This window comes from Sphingobacterium litopenaei, from assembly GCF_014692495.1.
GTDB classification, from domain to species: Bacteria; Bacteroidota; Bacteroidia; order Sphingobacteriales; family Sphingobacteriaceae; genus Sphingobacterium; species Sphingobacterium litopenaei.
Genome location: NZ_JACOIJ010000021.1, coordinates 1 through 18378 on the forward strand (window position 1 = coordinate 1; position 18378 = coordinate 18378).

Genomic DNA, 18378 nt, shown 5'->3' on the forward strand with positions numbered 1-18378 from the left:
TTCGCGGCATGCCATCTCCAATTTACGACTACTATAAATATTGCTAAGGTAGCCGAAAACTAAAACCTTCAATAACATTTGAGGATGATAGCTAGAGGAGCCTTTAATTTTATAGGCAGCCAATAACCCTTGAATATTAATTCGATTGATTACATCATTTAACAATCCGAACAGGATGTGACTTAGATACCAATTCATCCAGGCTTGGAGGAATTGCCATGATCTGGTCTTGAAAATAAGGTTTAAAGATAGGTACTCTTTTGGCCATAAAAACACGTTGATTACACTATAAATATATGATAATCAATTGATTAAACCAAATTATGAGGCGTTGAAATCAAAAAAAAGAGACTGTCTATTTTTGAGACAGCCTCCATTTTATATTATTGTAGTGTGTGTGTTTAGTTCTTCACCACTTCTACATTTATAGTAATCTGTACTTCAGGAGCTACAGCAAATACGCCAGTTGGCAATTTGTCTGCATAGTTAATTCCATAGTCAAATCTATTAATAGAAGTTGTCGCTGTAAAGCCTGCTCTTGTTTTTCCCCAAGGGTCAGTGATGATACCATTATTTTGAACAACATTAAACGTTACTTTTTTCGTTACATCGCGAATTGTCAAATCTCCAGTTAGTATGTATTTTCCATCATTACCTTTTAGTGTAGCATTTGCTAATTTCATAGTAGGAAATTTAGCTGCACTAAAGAAATCATCCGATTTAAGGTGATTGTCACGCATTTCGACACGTGTATCAATACTATTCACATCAATGCTGAAGTTGATTTTTGCATTGTTGAAATCAGTAGCTGTAGCAGATTCTACATTTCCTTCTAAGGTTTTGAATTGTCCATCTACGAAAGCTATTCCCAAGTGTTTTACTTCAAAACGCGCGTTTGTATGGGCTGGATCTACAGACCATTTGACTTGCGCTACTGCAATGTTAGTAAAAGCTATAAAAGCTGCTAGAATGTTAAATAATGTTTTCATATGTTTCTTATTTAAGCACAAAGTTGACTAATTAAGTTAGTTGAAAACTTAATCTATATTAAGAAATACAAATAATCTGGTGGTTTAATTTTTTATTTAATCAATTCCTTCCCACCAATTCGGAAGTTTAACATAATTATCTAACGACACTACTTGTCCAATTTTTGGCGTAACGATAGGGTAGTTGTTTTCTTCAGCAGCTTTAGCTACACGAATCAATGAATCATCCCATTCATGCATGGCTAAAGCGAATTTAGACGAGTGAACGGGCATAGTATATTTTGCTTTCAATTCATTGGCTGCTGTAATGACCTCTTCTGGCATCATATGAATGTATTTCCACATTTGATTATATTGTCCATTTTCAAGAATAGCATAATCAAATGGTCCATATTGTTCGCCGATTTCCTTAAAATGTTTGCCATATCCACTGTCTCCGCCAATATAAATTTTCTTAGTGATAGAGTGTAATATAAAAGAAGACCACAAAGTGGTATTACGGGTGAATGTACGACCCGAAAAATGGCGTGCAGTGGCTGATGTAAATTTAAATCCATCAACGTAAGCCTCTTCTCCCCAATAGAGTTCTGTGATTTTTTCGGTCGGAAAGCCCCATTTTTCAAGATGCGCTGCCACACCTAATCCTGTCACAATATGTTTTACTCTTTGTTGAATAGCTTTGAAAGTATTATAATCTAAATGGTCCCAATGATCATGTGTGATTACTAAAATATCAATTTCGGGCATATCCTCAGGTTGATAAACATATTCCATCGGAAAAGCTTTCGCACTAATACGAACGGGAGAGGCATATTCACTTAATACAGGGTCTACAAGAATCTTTTTCCCATCCAATTGCAGCAAATAAGATGAATGTCCAAACCATACATACAAATTGCTATCAATAGGAAGATTTTTAAGATCAGTTTTTATTACAGGAAGAGGATTGGAAGGGCTATTTCTAACTTTTTTCTCAAAAAAGAACTTACGAAGCATTTTGCTGTAGGAAGCATCTTCTGCTAAAGCTGGCGTATTTTCAAGATTATCGAATGCGCCATTTTTATAATTGGGTGATTTTTGCATTCGCTCAAGTCTAGCTCCTGCAGCATTGATGCCAAAACGATCCGAGCGCATATATAACATTCCTCCAATTAAAGTAATTAGAAGAATAACCAATAAAATTTGCATAGTTTTTTTGAAGATTTTTCTTGCCATAATTTTTTCTAAAATACTGCTATTTATTTAATTAGAAAGTCATATTACGGTAGTTCAAAAGCTCCTGAAATGAAGGGGAAATGTAGAAAAAAATCAAAGCCATGAAACTATTCATGGCTTTGATTTTTTAATTTAAAATACGAGCAAAATGGTTGTTTAGGTGAGTTCGGATTGCTTTTCTATAAGCATCAGCATCTCGTAGTTTAAGAATGTCAACTAATTCTTTGTGCGAGATAAATTCTCCTTCCATAATGGGTTTGTCCAGGATGCCGGACTGGTGTACATATTGAAAAATAGGAATCAGAAGCTCCTGAAGTTCGAGTAACATGCTATTGCCTGAAATCTCATAGAGTTTTCCGTGAAACTTCTTTTCATCTTCAATACTCCAAGGCAGGGCTGCATCTCCAGAAACAATTTCTTCTGTGATGGATTCCAGCTCCTTTATATCTTCTTCGGTAATATTATTAATGATAAAATCCGCAATTCCCACTTCTAGGGCAAGACGTAATTCGAATAAATCCTTTAATGTACCCTCATCTAACAAAGAAGGATGAAATATTTTTTTGAAAGAACGCAATACATCTGGATTGGTCAGGACCGCACCTTTATGCTTTTTAGATTCAATAAGACCTATACTTTTTAATCGCAATAATGCTTCACGAATGACAGTTCTACTTACACCCAATTTTTCAGTTAGTTCCAATTCCTTTGGAAGACTATCACCAATTTTGAGTTTATTAATCTTTATATATTCTATAATAGATTTTTCCGCTTTGTCTACTAAACTGGAGGTGTCAATATAACTAAACACTGCCATGGACTCATTTAAAGCCTCGTTCATATTAGTTTATAATTTTATATCGACAAATATAGTAAATGAAATTAATATTTGCGTTTGTTATTTGTGTTATGTCTAACATATTTGGTAAATGAATATTAATTTACTACATTTGTTATGTCATACATAATGATATTTATCCGAAAACTAAATTATGAATTATAAGAAAATTGATGGCTTAATAGCTGCTCCCTTCACACCTTTTGACGAAACGGGTGAACTTAATCTAGATATCATTCCAGCATATTATCAATTATTGAAAACTAACCGCGTGAAAGGTGCTTTTATATGTGGTTCTACTGGTGAAGGAGTTTCTTTGACTTTTGCGGAGAAAGTAGAAGTGCTTAAAGCCTGGGGAACAATCACTAAAGAAGATCCAGATTTTACATTGATCATGTTTTTAGGCGGAACTAATATAAAAGAATGTAAAGAATTGGCAAAGATTTCGGAAGAAGTAGGAGCCGATGCTATTTCTTTCACTTCACCTTTTTATTTCAAGCCAGCTGATGTAGTTCAATTAGCTAAATGCTGTAAGGAAATTGCTGCAGTTGCTCCTCGTACCGCTTTCTATTACTATCATATTCCCGTGTTAACGGGAGGGAATTATTCGATGTATGATTTGTTGCAGGAAATAGACGGTAAAATCCCAACTTTCTCAGGTATTAAATATACACATGAAGATTTTATGGATTTCTTATCGTGCATGAATTACCAAAATGGTAAATACAATATGCTGTGGGGAAGGGATGAAAATATGTTATCTTCTCTAGTTTTAGGTTGTAAAGGTGCTGTAGGTAGTACCTATAATTATGCTGCGCCCTTATATCATGATTTGATTCAAGCCTATCAACAAGGTGATTTGGATAAAGCGAATGTCTTGCAACAAAAATCAATTGATATGATTCGCTTACTTGGTAAATATGGAGGAATCGCGACAGGGAAAGCCTATATGAAATTAGTAGAAATGGATTGTGGAGAGTTTAGATTACCCGTTTCCAATATGAGTAGCGATTCTTTCGAAAAATTCAAACAAGATGTCGCATCTTTAGGTTTTGAAAACTTCAAATCTACCTTAAATGTATGTGTCTAAAATTTTTCTTTTCAGTATAGTTTTATCCTCTTGTTCTATGTCTGAACCCGAATTGAAAATAGATTGGTCTGTTGGTGGAATACTTCCAGCAACTGGCGAGAGGTATCATCCTGGTGTAGCAGGACCAGTTTCGGGGATTGCTGAAGATGTATTAGTAGTTGCTGGTGGCGCTAATTTTCCGAATGGTATGCCTTGGGAGGGAGGAGCGAAGCAGTACACTAAAGAGTCATACCATTATTCCATAGCTAATACTCATTTGAAATTAAAGCAGACTGAAGTATTCGAAGATAGTTTAGCTTATAGTGCTAATGTCACTGTTGGGAAGGTATTTTATTCTATAGGTGGTGAAAGAATGGGGCAAGCCACAGCTGATGTATTCTGTTATTTAATGAAAGGTAATAAATTGCATCGTAAAGCTTTATCCTTTTTACCAGAAGCTTTGACGAATGGTGCTGCCACGCAGGTTGGAGATTATATTTATTTTGTAGGTGGAGAGAATGCTGATAAAGTTTCCGATAAAATATATCGATTAAATATTAAATCTTCAAAGTATGCCAATTGGGAGGAATATGCGAGCTTACCTTGTGCAGTATCACATGCTGTGGTGGTAAGTGATGGAGATTCTCGTATTTATATTGCAGGAGGGCGCAAGCGTAATTTGAATTCAAAAAGTAAAATTTATAATGCGTTGTATGAATTACAAATTGAAACAAATAAAATTACGAATGTAGACACATTACCAGAAGCGATAGCGGCAGGCGTTGGTGTTTTTTATAAAGGAAATATCATTCTTATTGGTGGGGATAATGCAAAAACATTTCATAGGGTAGAAGAACTTATTGGTGCTATTAATTTAGAAGTGGATGAAACTAAAAAAGCTGATTTAATACGTAAAAAAAATGCAATTCAAAGTTCGCATCCCGGATTTGTACATGATGTTTGGATTTATGATATAAAAACCAAAAGTTGGAAAAAAACGGATCCTATCAAAGGTGCAAGTCCTGTAACTACTACTGCTATTTTGAAGGATGATTTGATAATTATACCAAGTGGAGAAATAAGGGCTGGAGTACGGACGGATCAAATCTTAATCGGCAAAATAAAATAACCTATAACCAACATCTAAATTATGAAAAACAGCAAAATATATCCTTGGATCGTAGTAGGTCTATTGTGGTTTGTTGCCTTGTTGAATTACATGGATAGGCAAATATTATCCACGATGCGTCCTGCGATGGCTTTGGATATTAAATCTTTAGAAAGTGCTGCGATATTTGGGAATCTAATGGCTATTTTCCTTTGGATATATGGTTGTATGAGCCCTATAGCTGGGATATTGGCGGATAAGATAAATCGTAAATGGTTAATCATTTCGAGTTTATTTGTATGGTCTGGAGTCACACTAACTATGGGCTATGCTACCTCGTATGAGCAATTGTACTTTTTGCGCGCTGTGATGGGAGTTAGTGAAGCTATTTATATTCCAGCAGCACTTTCATTGATAGCTGATTATCATTCGGACAAGACGCGGTCTTTGGCTGTGGGAATACATATGACAGGATTATACTTTGGTCAGGCATTGGGCGGCTTTGGCGCCACCGTTGCGTCGAGTTTATCGTGGCAGAATACATTCATTATTTTCGGGTTTATAGGAATAGCCTATGCTTTAATCTTAAGTTTTACTTTATTTGAAACAACAGAAAGAGCTCAGCCTGTAAAAGAATTCCAAGAGAGGGTTCCAATTTTCAAAGGTATAACTGTTCTTTTTGGAAATATTGCCTTTTGGGTAATCCTATTATATTTCGCTGTGCCAAGTTTACCAGGTTGGGCAACTAAAAACTGGCTCCCTACTTTGTTTGCTGAAAATCTAAATATTCCCATGGAAAAGGCTGGTCCACTGTCTACCATTACTATCGCATTTTCTTCTTTGCTAGGTGTAATTTTTGGTGGTATTATTTCGGATAAATGGGTTCAAAAAAATATAAAAGGGCGCGTTTATACTAGTGCCATTGGTTTAGCTTTGACTATTCCTGCAGTCATTTTGATTGGATATGGTAGTACTATTTATGCGATTGTAGGTGCGGGACTAATCTTTGGATTTGGATTTGGAATGTTTGACGCGAACAATATGCCTATTCTTTGTCAATTTGTAACTTCTAAATATCGCGCTACGGCTTATGGTATTATGAATATGGTGGGTGTATTTGCAGGTGCTTATATTACCAATTTATTAGGAGCTTCTGCAGATAAAGGCGACTTGGGGACAGATTTTGCACTATTAGCTATTATTGTGTTGATGGTATTAATAATTCAATTAGCAGTTTTAAGACCAAAATATAATGAAAAACCTGTTTAAGAGTTTCTCTTTTATATGTCTATTATTTATCGTCTTGCAAGTTTCTGCAAAGAAGCGAGTAGCATGTATTGGAGATTCGGTTACCAAAGGATATGGAATTCAAGACTCGAGTAAAAGTTATCCTTCGCAATTACAACAATTATTGGGGGATGAATTTGTGGTAGGAAATTTTGGGCATTTAGGAGCCACGTTATTACGAAAGGGGCATAATCCTTATCACAAAACACAAGCTTATAAAGATGCTTTAGCCTTTAAGCCGGATATAATTGTCGTTGCTTTAGGTTTGAATGATACAGATCCTAGGAATTGGCCTAATTACAAGAATGAATTTTTGGGGGATTATAGCAATTTAATTGATGATTTTAAGAAAGTAAATCCCCAATTAGAAGTATTCGTCTGTAAGATGACTCCGATCTTTAGTGGTCATCGTCGTTTCTTGTCAGGCACGAGAGATTGGTTTGATCAGATACAAACATTGATTCCTGGAATTGCGATAGCTAATTGCGCAAAGCTGATAGATAATCATGCAATTCTAGCATCACGGATTGATTTATTTGATGATTACTTACATCCCAATGCAAGGGGAGCAGAAATGCTTGCGAAGAATGTTTCTTTGTATTTAAACCCTATTACACAGCCGTTATCTTTACATGAGACTTTGGGGAATCATATGGTGTTTCAACGCCATGTTGTGAATAAATTAAAAGGTAAATCTTCAGCAGGTCAAAAAATCCATGTTAAGTTTAATTCGAAAACCTTTACTACTATAGCTAGTGATTTAGGGAATTGGGAAGTTGAAATTCCTGCACAGTCTGCAGGCGGTCCCTATACCATTGATATAACTACTTCAAAGGAAATAATAAGTTTAAGTGATGTGTTATTTGGGGATGTATATTTGTCATCAGGTCAGTCTAATATGGTTTTTCATTTGCGTGCAGCTTTAAGAGCTGATACTATAATACATCAAACAGACTCATTTGAAAAAATCAGAATTTTTAAGAATAAAAATTTAGTTGAAACTTATAATACAACATGGGATTCCCACACTTTGGATAAAGTAAACGAGTTGGAATATTTCACTGGACAGTGGCAAAAATCTACTCAAGAATCCGTAGCAGAATTCTCAGCAATAGCGTATATGACAGCTGTAGAATTGTACAAATCGCAAGGTGTTCCTATTGGTATCATTGATATTTCAGTCGGAGGTTCGAATACTGAATCATGGATTCCTAGAACAGTTTTAGAACACGATAACCTGTTAGCGACATACATTCATACTTGGAAAACTTCGGACTTCGTCCAAGATTTTTGTCGTGAGCGTGGGGCGAAAAATATTGCACAATCTGTAGTAAAACATCAGCGTCATCCATATGATCCTTCTTACAATTTCGAGGCAGGCTTGTCAAAATGGCTGGATACGAAGGTGAAAGGTATATTGTGGTATCAAGGTGAAAGCAATGCACATAATATTGAACATCATGAATATGTTTTCAAGGTTATGGTCGATTCTTGGCGAAAAGCTTTTAAAGCAGACCTACCTTTCTATTTTGTTCAATTATCAAGTATCAATAGACCTTCTTGGCCAGATTTTAGAGATTCGCAACGCAGATTGTCTAATGCTATTCCCCATGTATACATGGCAGTATCTTCGGATGTCGGACATCCTACTGATGTACATCCTATGAATAAGTTAATTGTGGGGAAGAGGTTGGCTGATTTGATCAGACAACATAGTTATAAGGAAAATATTATTGCTGATTCTCCTCAACCAATTACTTACAAAAAAGATAAGAATAAGCTTGTTGTAGAATTTAATAACTGTAAGAGTTTAAGAACAATCGATGGTAAGTCCATTTCTGAACTTCAATATGTCACGTACATGGGGGAAATAGTAGAAGTGAACCATGCTAAAATAGAACAAAACTGCATTGTCATTCCCATAGATTCTCGCTTGATTAAATATATACAATATGGATATAAACCTTATAGTGAGGGAAATTTAATTAGCGATTCGGGAGTACCTGTTTCTACATTTAGTTTAAAAATCGATTAAGATAGAATTATGATATTAAGAATGATTTATTTCATTATCGCTTTGTTTATTTTGCATACGCCAATATGGTGTTTGAGTCAAGAGAATATTATTCCTAAGCCTATAAAAGCGGAATGGGCTGAGGGAAAATTAGACCTGAGTAAAGGTGTTTATATCAATGAAGCTAATATAAATTTAGCGAATGAATATAAGCTTTTAACTTCTATTCTTAATGATTGGGGCATTAAGATTGTTCAAAAAAGAAAAGGAATTCCTGCTATTAATCTTGCTATTTCAACTCAACAAATAGGAAAGGAAGATGCGTATAATCTTTTGATTAATAGTAAAGAAATAAAAATAACATCACATTCACCAAGAGGAATTTTCTATGGTTTACAAACACTGCGACAATTTTCTGTTGACCATAAGAAAATTCAGTTTGCTAATATTCAAGATGAACCTGCTTTTTCGTGGAGAGCTTATTTAATCGATGTAGGACGAAATTTCCAACCAATGGAAATGATTAAAGAGCAAATCGATGTGATGGCCCAATACAAATTGAATGTATTGCATTTTCACTTTACGGAAGATATTGCTTGGCGTTTGCAAAGTGATAAATATCCAGGTTTAACAGATGCTTCTGTGATGACGCGTTGGAAAGGACAATATTATACGAAGCAAGATTTTAAAGAGTTAATCCAATATTGTAAGGAGCGACATATCACGTTGCTGCCTGAAATTGATATGCCGGGACACAGTGCGGCATTCAAACGATTCTTTGGTGTTGACATGCAATCCGAAGAAGGGATTAAATATATTAAAGAACTTTTAGCTGAATTCAGACAGAATTTTCCTGAATTGGAAATCTTTCACATCGGTGGGGATGAAGTAAAAATTACAAACAAAAACTTTATGCCTGAGATAACTCGATTTGTTGAACAATTGGGTAATAAAAAGACGATAGGCTGGGATCCGGGTAGTAATTTAAAACCTCAAACTATTCGTCAGATGTGGATGGGCGGTCCAAGATTGATTGAAGAAAAAGGAGATTTGGTGTATATCGAATCCAAACATTTGTACATTAATCATATGGATCCGTTGGAAACGGTAACCACACTTTATCACCGACAAGTAGGTGAAGTGGATAAGGAACATAAAAACTTAATAGGTGCTACCTTATGTTCGTGGCCGGATAGAGCGGTTGCAAAACCTATAGACATGTTTTATCATAGTGCTATTTATCCAGCGCTATTGACCTTTGCCGAGCGTATTTGGCAGGGTGGAGGTCGTGCAGGTTGGTTAGCCAATATCGTATCTTCTGATGATTCAGATTATACTGATTTTGTTGAATTTGAAAAGCGATTAATGCATCATAAAAAGCAATATTTCCAAGATAGACCATTCCCTTATGTTTCGCAAATAGGTATTAAATGGGAATTGATCGGTCCTTATGCGAATGAAGGAGATGTACATAAATCTTTTGAACCAGAACAAAACCCTTTTGATTCGAACTTAGAAGTTGATCAAAGTATTGAAGGAGGCACGGTGATATTGAAGCATTGGTTTGGGAATATTATTCAGACTGCTATTCAAAATCCAAAAGCTAATACGACGTATTACGCGCGAACAAAAATTTGGGCAGATAAAGATATGGTAAAACCTTTTTGGATTGGATTCAATAATCACTCTAGATCTTACTTGACGGATACACCAGAATTAGATACTTGGGATAATAAAGGCAGTCAAGCTTTTGTAAATGGTCAGCGTATTGCACCTCCTGTTTGGAAGCAAGCAGGACAGAAAGGTGAATTGGAAGTGCCGTTGCTTGATGAAGGGTATTCTTACCGAGAGCCAACGATGATTTCGTTGAAAAAAGGTTGGAATGAGGTGCTATTGAAATTGCCAGTAGCAGAGTTTAGAGGAAGAACTTGGGACAATCCTGCAAAATGGATGTTCACGTTTATTCCTGTTGAAGAAGAAATAAATAAATAAACACTAAATACTATGAAGAAACTATTTTTAAGTGTCTGTGCTATCACGGCTTCTTTTGTGCTGATGGCGCAGGAAGTGACTGTTTTCAAATCTGGAGATGATGGCTATGCGAGTTATCGTATTCCAGCTATTGTGAAAGGAAAATCAGGAGATTTAATTGCTTTTTCGGAAGGCCGTGTGGATCATGCTGGCGATTTTGGAAATGTAGATATTGTATATAAGGTAAGTAAAGATGGCGGAAAGACTTGGGGCAAACTTCAAATTGCTGTCGATTATGACAAATTGCAAGCAGGTAATCCAGCTCCAGTAGTGGACTTGTTAGATCCAGCATATCCAAAAGGTAGAGTTTTCTTATTTTACAATACGGGAAATGACCACGAAGGAGATGTGCGCAAAGGGAAAGGCTTGCGAGAGGTATGGTACATCGTATCGAATGATGGTGGTCAATCTTGGTCTCAGCCTGTAAATATTACAGCACAAGTGCATAGGCCAAAGCAACCACAAATCAATCCTGAATACAACTTCAAAGAAGATTGGCGTACGTATGCTAATACGCCAGGACATGGTTTTCAGTTTGTGTCTGGACCAAACAAAGGAAGAATTTATATCGCAGGCAATCACAATGCTGGGGATCCACTTCCTGGAAATAAGGATTGGAATGCACATGCCTACTATTCGGATGACCATGGTAAAACTTTTAAGTTGAGTGAGAAAGTTCCTTTTGCCAGTACAAATGAATCTTTAGCGGCGCAAATAGGAGAGAATTCCGTGTATATGTCGTCTAGAAATCAATCTTACACCCCGAAAACACGTATCATTTCTATTTCTCATGATGGCGGTCAAACTTGGATTTCTTCAGCTCCTGATACTAATCTTCCTGATCCCATAAATCAAGCATCGGTATTATCATGGAAAAAAGGTAAGAAATTTATCCTGGCACACAGCAATGCCGCTGATGAAAATAAACGAGATAACTTGACTTTACGCTTATCCAAAGATCAAGGCAAAACCTGGTATTTTAACAAAGTAGTAGCGAAAAGTCCGGAGGGATATAAAGGAGGGGCATATGCTGCCTATAGCGATATAGTTTTATTGAAGAAGAATTCGATTGGCGTATTGTACGAAAAAGATGGGTATAAAGAAATTGTATTCGTACCTGTTGCGATTAAATAATTTAAATTCTCCATTAGTAATAAACAAAAAACGCTGTTCAGATTTTGAACAGCGTTTCTTTTATCTTTTCTATTGGTATCCCAATAGTTTCATTACTTGTTTGGAGTTTTGCTCTTCACCGAAAACTTCATAGTTGAAAGTTTCGTCTCTATTGCGACGTATCAATACGTGCTTAGGTGATGGCAACAAACAGTGGTGAATACCACCATAACCAGATAATACGTCTTGGTAAGCACCCGTATGGAAGAATCCTAGATATTGTACTTTACGAGTTTTAGGCATAAATACGGAGTTCATGTGTGCCTCTTGATTGTAATAATCTTGACCATCACATGTGATACCACCTAAGTTGACACGTTCATATTCCGAATCCCAGTTATTTATTGGCAACAAAATGTATTTTTGATTCAACGCCCAAACATCAGGTAAGTTGGTGATGAACGAACCATCAATCATAAACCATTTTTCACGGTCATTTTGTTGTTTACGGCCTAATACCTTGTATAAGATGCCTGAAGCTTCGGCCACGGTGTATTTACCAAATTCAGTAATGATATCTGGTTCCATTACTTCGTGGTGCGCACAGATTTGTTTGATGCGGTTTACGATTTCATTCACCATGTATTCATAGTCGAAATCATGAACCAATGAATCTTTGAAAGGCATACCTCCACCGATATCCAATGTATCCAAATCTGGATTGATTTTCTTGAATTTACAGTAAAGTGTTACGTATTTCTCCAACTCATTCCAGTAATATGGTGTATCCGAGATACCTGAGTTAATGAAGAAGTGCAATAATTTCACTTTGAAATTAGGGTTATCTGCAATTTTGTTATTGTAAAATTCAATAACATCTTCTTGACGAATACCTAAACGTGAAGTATAGAATTGAGAATCTGGTTGCTCTTCTGATGCAATACGAATACCCAAAGCACAAGGCTCTTCTAATTCGATTTCATCATCGTACAAGTTGAATTCTTCTTTATTATCCAATACTGGTATGATATTCTTGTATCCATCATGAATCATATCAATAATGTACTGCTTGTATTGATATGTTTTGAAACCATTACAGATGACAGTAATATCTTTAGTTACCGTACCTTGACGCTCCAAAGAATCAATCATCGGCATATCAAAGGCTGATGAAGTCTCTAAGTGGATATCATTTTTCAACGCTTCTTCTACAATATGTTTGAAGTGCGATGATTTCGTACAATAACAGTATTTATAAGACCCGCGATAGTTGTGTTTCAAAATTGCGGTTTGAAACAAGATTTTCGCTTGTTGTATTTTTTTACTGACAATAGGTAGGTAGGTAAAACGCAATGGCGTGCCATACGTCTCAATCATTTCCATCAAGTTCAAATCGTGGAAATACAATTCGTCGTCGATGATTTCGAATCCGTCTTGGGGAAAACCAACACTTAAGTCAAGAAATTCCTGATAGCTCTGCATTTTTTATTATTTTTGCAAAGATATACTTTCGAAATGAATACCTAAATACCTAGGGTGTTATTTTTCCTGTTCATTATCAGAAAGATAGAATTATTACGCAATATTTACATGGCTAATTCGATACAACAAACGCTAGTTGAACAAACTGTTGCCGCTGTCAAAGCGCTTTATGGTGCTGATATTCCAGAAACACAGATTTCTCTGCAAGAGACGAGAAAAGAATTTGAAGGTCAAATTACTATCGTTACTTTTCCAGTAACTCGTTTTTCGAAAAAATCACCAGAACAAACTGGTACAGAGATAGGGGAGTATTTACAACAAAATATAGATCCTATTTCGGCATTCAATGTGATAAAAGGATTCTTAAATATCTCTTTATCGGATACCTATTGGATTGCTTTATTGAATAATACAATCGTAGCTGAAAACTTTGGTAAGTTCCCAGCAAATGGTAAAAAGTTAATGGTGGAATATTCTTCGCCTAATACCAATAAACCCTTGCACTTAGGTCACATCCGCAACAACCTGTTAGGTTATTCGGTAGCGGAGATTTTGAAAGCTTATGGTTACGATATTATAAAGGCGAACTTGGTAAATGACCGTGGTATCCACATCTGTAAGTCTATGTTGGCTTGGCAGAAATTTGGTAATGGCGAAACACCCGAATCCTCAGGCTTGAAAGGTGACCATTTAGTAGGTAAATACTATGTGGTATTTGACAAAGAATACAAGAAAGAAATCGAAGCCTTAAAAGCAGAAGGACAAACAGAAGAGGAAGCAAAGAAAAATGCGCCTTTGATGTTGGAAACGCAAGAAATGTTGCGTCAATGGGAAGCAGGCAATAAAGAAGTTATTGCTTTGTGGACGATGATGAACGGTTGGGTGTATGCTGGTTTTGAGAAAACATATAACCAATTGGGCGTTAACTTTGATAAGTTTTATTATGAATCAAATACCTACTTACTAGGTAAAGATATTATCCAAGAAGGTCTTGACAAAGGTGTTTTCTTCAAGAAAGAAGACAACTCCGTGTGGATTGATTTGACGGATGAAGGTTTAGACCAAAAATTGGTTTTACGTGGTGATGGAACTTCGGTGTATATCACACAAGATTTAGGTACAGCACAATTGAAATACGATGAGTTCGGCATGGACGAATCAATCTACGTCGTAGGTAATGAGCAAGATTATCACTTCAAAGTGTTGTTTACTATTTTGAAAAAATTAGGTAAGTCTTGGGCTGAGGGTATGTTCCACTTGTCCTACGGTATGGTGGATTTACCATCAGGTAAGATGAAATCTCGTGAAGGAACAGTGGTGGATGCTGATGATTTGATGGCTGAAATGATTGAAACCGCTCAATCTCGTACGGAAGAATTAGGTAAAACAGAAGGATTTTCAGAAGAAGAGAAGTTAGAGTTATACAATACTATTGGTATGGGGGCTTTGAAATACTTCTTGTTGAAAGTTGACCCTAAGAAACGTCTATTGTTTGACCCGAATGAATCGGTGGATTTCGAAGGTCATACAGGTCCTTTTATTCAATATACGCACGCTCGTATCAAATCGGTATTACGCAAAGCGGAATTCACAACTGATGTTGCGGTAACTGTACCTGCAACAATATCTTCATACGAACGTGATTTGATTCAAGCTTTAGCTGAGTTCCCGAATGTAATCGAGGCTTCTGCAAAAGAATTTTCGCCAGCGCAATTAGCAAACTTTGCATACGAAGTCGCTAGATTATACAATAAATTCTATCACGAAGAGACAATCCTGAAAGCAGAAGATGCTAACGTGAAAACTTTCCGTTTACACTTATCGGCTTCAGCAGCGAAAGTAATCGCAGAATCTATGCGATTGTTAGGAATTCAAGTTCCGGATAGAATGTAATTCATTATTTCTAAATATACTTAGTGAAATAATCTAACCTATTTGGGTTAGATTATTTTTTTTGCGCTTATAGCTGACTATATTTGGCATCTTATATGTACCAATAAAATTATGAAAAGATATAAAGTAGGATTAATTGGTTTTTCAATTGGGGGACATGTTTTTCATGCGCCATTTATTGCAAGCAATCCAGATTTACAATTATATAAAGTAACAGCTCGTAAAGAGGAGCAACAAAAAATGTTAGCTGAGCGTTACCCTGATGCGATTGGGGTATTATCAGCTGATGATATTATTAATGATCCCGAAGTGGATATTGTAGTAGTAGCGACATCCAATGATGTGCACTACAGTCTGACAAAACAAGCTTTGGAAGCTGGTAAACATGTCATTGTAGAAAAGCCATTCACTAATACTACAACAGAAGCGGATGAGTTAATTGCATTAGCAAAAGAAAAGGGATTGTTACTCTCTGTTCATCATAATGCACGTTTTCATTCCGATTATAAAACGGTTAAACGTGTGTTAGCAGAAGGTCGATTGGGTCGAGTAGTGAGTTATGAAGCTCGATTTGACCGTTTCCGTAATTTTTTAAGACCAGGCGCGTGGCGCGAGCAAGCAGGTCCAGGATCAGGAATACATTATGATTTAGGTGCACATTTGATAGACCAAGCTTTGCAGTTATTTGGTCATCCTGAATCGGTGTTTGCCGATCTACGGGTACAGCGGGACGGTGCGGAAGCAATTGACGATTTCGAATATATCTTATCTTATCCAAGACTAAAAGTAACCTTAAAAGGTCAAATGCTTGCGAAAGAACCTACACCTCGATTTGCTATCTATGGTATGAATGGTTCTTTTGTAAAACGAGGTGTAGACCCTCAAGAGAATTTACTCCGTGCAGGTGTAAGACCAGAATCAAAGGCGGATTGGGGAGTAGAGCCAGCTGATATACAAGGTTCCTTGTCTTTGTTGGAAAATGGAAAAGATGTACAAGAATATGTATTAAGCGAAGTGGGTACAGGGCAGGATTTTTATAAGAATATAGTAGCTACTTTGCGTGGAGAAGAGGCTTTATATATCAAGCCAGAAGAAGCTCGAGATGTAATTCGTATTTTGGAGTTGGGTGATATTTCTTGGCGAGAAAAAAGAACTGTACCAGTTGAAGGTGAACTGATTTCTTCAAAATATTAGTTTATTAAAATCCCGGAGTTAGGTATACTTCGGGATTTTTGTTTTCATTCTCTATATCTTTTCATTTTTTCAAGCGAAAAGAAATATGGTTAGAGATCGAATAATAGACTTCTCCTTTCGTTGAAGTGACTGGGAACAATAACGTTTTTATTTTCTATTTCTAATTTCCTACTTCTAACTTTTTACTTATTATTAACTTGCCATATTTCCTAAGACGACCTATCTTTGGCATTCTAATAGAAAAATAGTGGTGAATTACGACGCAATAATAATTGGTGCGGGAGCTTGTGGATTGATGTGTGCTGCACAGGCAGGATTGTTGGGCAAGAAAACGTTAGTTCTCGAGCGCAATGAAAAGCCAGGTGCTAAGATTCTCATCTCAGGTGGAGGACGTTGTAATTATACCAATCTAGGCACTTCCGTAGAAAATTTCGTTTCTGAAAATCCAAAATTTTTAAATACTGTCTTTTCACAATGGACAGTAGAAGATACCATTCAGTTTTTTGAAAATTTTGGAGGTATTAAACCGCAAGAAAAGACATTAGGTCAACTTTTTCCAACAACGAATAAGGCTAAGGATATAGTCGCTACTTTTACCAAATTGCTTTTTGAAACAGGACAAGATTTATGGCTGAATGCATTGGTAAAAGCTGCTCGAAAAGTTGAAAGCGGCTATGAGCTCTCGATAGAACGGAATGGCAAAGAAGAAGTTTTGCAATCTAAGAAAGTAGTTTTTGCTTCAGGTGGTTTGCCTGTTCAAAAGTTAGGCGCTTCGGATTTTGCATTACGTGTAGCGCGTCAGTTTGAGTTGGAAATCGTACAAACTGCGCCTGCTTTGGTTCCGTTGACGATTACCGGAAAAGACGCAGACTGGTATGCTTCTTTATCAGGTAATTCCGTTTTTGCGCGTGTGTACAATGATAAGATTTCGTTTGAAGAGAATATTCTTTTCACACATTGGGGCTTGAGTGGACCTGCTATTTTGCAGATTTCCTCATATTGGAGAGCTGGTGAAACTTTTACAATTGATTTGCTTCCAAAATTCAAATTAGAAGATGTCATTAAGCAAGAGCGCAACAGTGGCGGTAAGCGTTTGGTAGGGCAGATGCTAAACGATTACTTTACTAAAAAAATGGTCGATGCATTGGGTAAATTCTTGCCATTGGATATTAAAATTGCTTCGCTGAGTAAAGCTGATGCAAAGCTAATAGTCGAAACTATTCACAAATTCAAAGTCAAACCAGCTGGTGACAAAGGTTATGACAAGGCTGAGGTGATGCGTGGAGGTATTTCTACTTCAGAATTAAACCCTAAAACTTTGGAATCAAAGAAAAATCCTGGTTTATATTTCGGTGGTGAAGCTGTTGACATTACAGGTTGGCTTGGTGGCTATAATTTCCAATGGGCTTGGGCGGCGGGATTCGCTATTGCGCAGGATATTTAAAAATATCATAGTTTATATCTAATATTATTCAAATCTTTTATGGGCTAATAAAAAGTTTTTGTATTTTGCAGTAGACTAATCATTCTTTTTGGGGAATATTAGGATATATTTGCTATGAAAACATTTTGATTATTGTAGATAATCGATTCAATCTAACCTTTTGTATTCTAGAGTTTTATTGTGAATGACCTGTGAAGTATTATTTGATAGTAGCTCGGATGGTTATTATTAGAATATTGTAGCAATACATAATAAATTAGTACAAAAGGGATTACTACCTATGAGTTCAATGCGCGTAACGCTAGTAGAAGATAACGCTATCTTCTGTTTCTTATTTAAAAAATTTCTGGAAGATTATCCTTCTAGAAAGATAGATGTGGAAGTTTTTTCGGACGGTAAAAAAGCTTGGGATCATTTTTTGTCGATAAAAGATGCGCCTAATTTATATCCTGATATGGTTTTCATTGATATTAATATGCCATTTATGAATGGTTGGGAATTAGTAGAAAACCTGGTGGTTAATAGCTTTGAATTTATTCATACCGCACCGATATACATAGTTAGTTCTTCAAAAAGTTCATTAGATATAGGAAAATTACAAGAATATAAATTCATCAAAGAATATATAATCAAACCGATTGATAGGGAAGGGGTTTATCAGATTTTGGATAAATATAACGAGAATCTATTATAACCGTATG

General features: G+C 36.1%; 14 protein-coding genes and 1 pseudogene. 10 read left to right on the forward strand and 5 right to left on the reverse strand.

Annotated features, from left to right (window positions below):
* From H8B04_RS11215 to H8B04_RS11230, 4 genes and pseudogenes are all read right to left on the reverse strand, one after another.
* Window positions 1-268 (reverse strand): annotated as a pseudogene (locus tag H8B04_RS11215) (transposase); the annotation flags it as partial.
* 133 nt (window positions 269-401) lie between these two features.
* The gene (locus tag H8B04_RS11220; protein ID WP_190302405.1) at window positions 402-989 is read right to left on the reverse strand and encodes a YceI family protein; all 588 of its coding nucleotides are present in this window, start codon (window positions 987-989) and stop codon (window positions 402-404) included.
* Between the two features lie 96 nt (window positions 990-1085).
* Entirely contained in the window at window positions 1086-2204 is a 1119-nt protein-coding gene (locus tag H8B04_RS11225; RefSeq protein ID WP_190302406.1) for an MBL fold metallo-hydrolase, read from the reverse strand.
* Window positions 2205-2331: 127 nt separating this feature from the next.
* Complete coding sequence (locus H8B04_RS11230) at window positions 2332-3045, reverse strand: FadR/GntR family transcriptional regulator (RefSeq protein ID WP_223815389.1); 714 nt, start codon at window positions 3043-3045, stop codon at window positions 2332-2334.
* Window positions 3046-3196: 151 nt separating this feature from the next.
* On the opposite strand from H8B04_RS11230, the gene H8B04_RS11235 reads away from it, so the two are divergent.
* From H8B04_RS11235 to H8B04_RS11260, 6 genes are read left to right on the forward strand one after another with little or no spacing between them, the layout of a single operon-like run.
* Window positions 3197-4132 (forward strand): dihydrodipicolinate synthase family protein, encoded by a 936-nt coding sequence (locus H8B04_RS11235; RefSeq protein ID WP_190302407.1) that lies wholly within the window; start codon window positions 3197-3199, stop codon window positions 4130-4132.
* A 37-nt stretch (window positions 4133-4169) separates the two neighbouring features.
* Window positions 4170-5240, forward strand: coding sequence for a Kelch repeat-containing protein (locus H8B04_RS11240; protein ID WP_190302408.1), 1071 nt, complete (start codon window positions 4170-4172; stop codon window positions 5238-5240).
* 21 nt (window positions 5241-5261) lie between these two features.
* Window positions 5262-6488, forward strand: a complete 1227-nt coding sequence (locus tag H8B04_RS11245; protein ID WP_165290835.1) for an MFS transporter — start codon at window positions 5262-5264, stop codon at window positions 6486-6488.
* On the forward strand, window positions 6472-8541 hold the full coding sequence (locus H8B04_RS11250) for a GDSL-type esterase/lipase family protein (protein ID WP_190302409.1): 2070 nt from the start codon (window positions 6472-6474) through the stop codon (window positions 8539-8541). The genes H8B04_RS11245 and H8B04_RS11250 overlap by 17 nt, the downstream gene beginning before the upstream one ends.
* Before the next feature lie 21 nt (window positions 8542-8562).
* The gene (locus H8B04_RS11255) at window positions 8563-10512 is read left to right on the forward strand and encodes a family 20 glycosylhydrolase (RefSeq protein ID WP_190302434.1); all 1950 of its coding nucleotides are present in this window, start codon (window positions 8563-8565) and stop codon (window positions 10510-10512) included.
* 12 nt (window positions 10513-10524) lie between these two features.
* Window positions 10525-11685, forward strand: coding sequence for a sialidase family protein (locus tag H8B04_RS11260; RefSeq protein WP_190302410.1), 1161 nt, complete (start codon window positions 10525-10527; stop codon window positions 11683-11685).
* A gap of 69 nt (window positions 11686-11754) precedes the next feature.
* Here H8B04_RS11260 and H8B04_RS11265 read toward each other — a convergent pair whose 3' ends face one another.
* Complete coding sequence (locus tag H8B04_RS11265; protein WP_165290832.1) at window positions 11755-13146, reverse strand: arginine decarboxylase; 1392 nt, start codon at window positions 13144-13146, stop codon at window positions 11755-11757.
* A gap of 108 nt (window positions 13147-13254) precedes the next feature.
* Here H8B04_RS11265 and argS point away from each other — a divergent pair, with 108 nt between their 5' ends.
* The 4 genes from argS to H8B04_RS11285 all read left to right on the forward strand — a co-directional run bounded on the left by argS (window position 13255) and on the right by H8B04_RS11285 (window position 18371).
* Window positions 13255-15039 (forward strand): arginine--tRNA ligase, encoded by a 1785-nt coding sequence (gene argS, locus H8B04_RS11270; protein WP_190302411.1) that lies wholly within the window; start codon window positions 13255-13257, stop codon window positions 15037-15039.
* A 111-nt stretch (window positions 15040-15150) separates the two neighbouring features.
* Window positions 15151-16233, forward strand: coding sequence for an oxidoreductase (locus H8B04_RS11275; protein WP_190302412.1), 1083 nt, complete (start codon window positions 15151-15153; stop codon window positions 16231-16233).
* A gap of 250 nt (window positions 16234-16483) precedes the next feature.
* Entirely contained in the window at window positions 16484-17677 is a 1194-nt protein-coding gene (locus H8B04_RS11280) for a BaiN/RdsA family NAD(P)/FAD-dependent oxidoreductase (RefSeq protein ID WP_190302413.1), read from the forward strand.
* Window positions 17678-17957: 280 nt separating this feature from the next.
* Window positions 17958-18371: a response regulator gene (locus H8B04_RS11285; RefSeq protein ID WP_190302414.1), complete on the forward strand. Its 414-nt coding sequence runs from the start codon at window positions 17958-17960 to the stop codon at window positions 18369-18371.
* The last annotated feature ends 7 nt before the right edge of the window (window positions 18372-18378 follow it).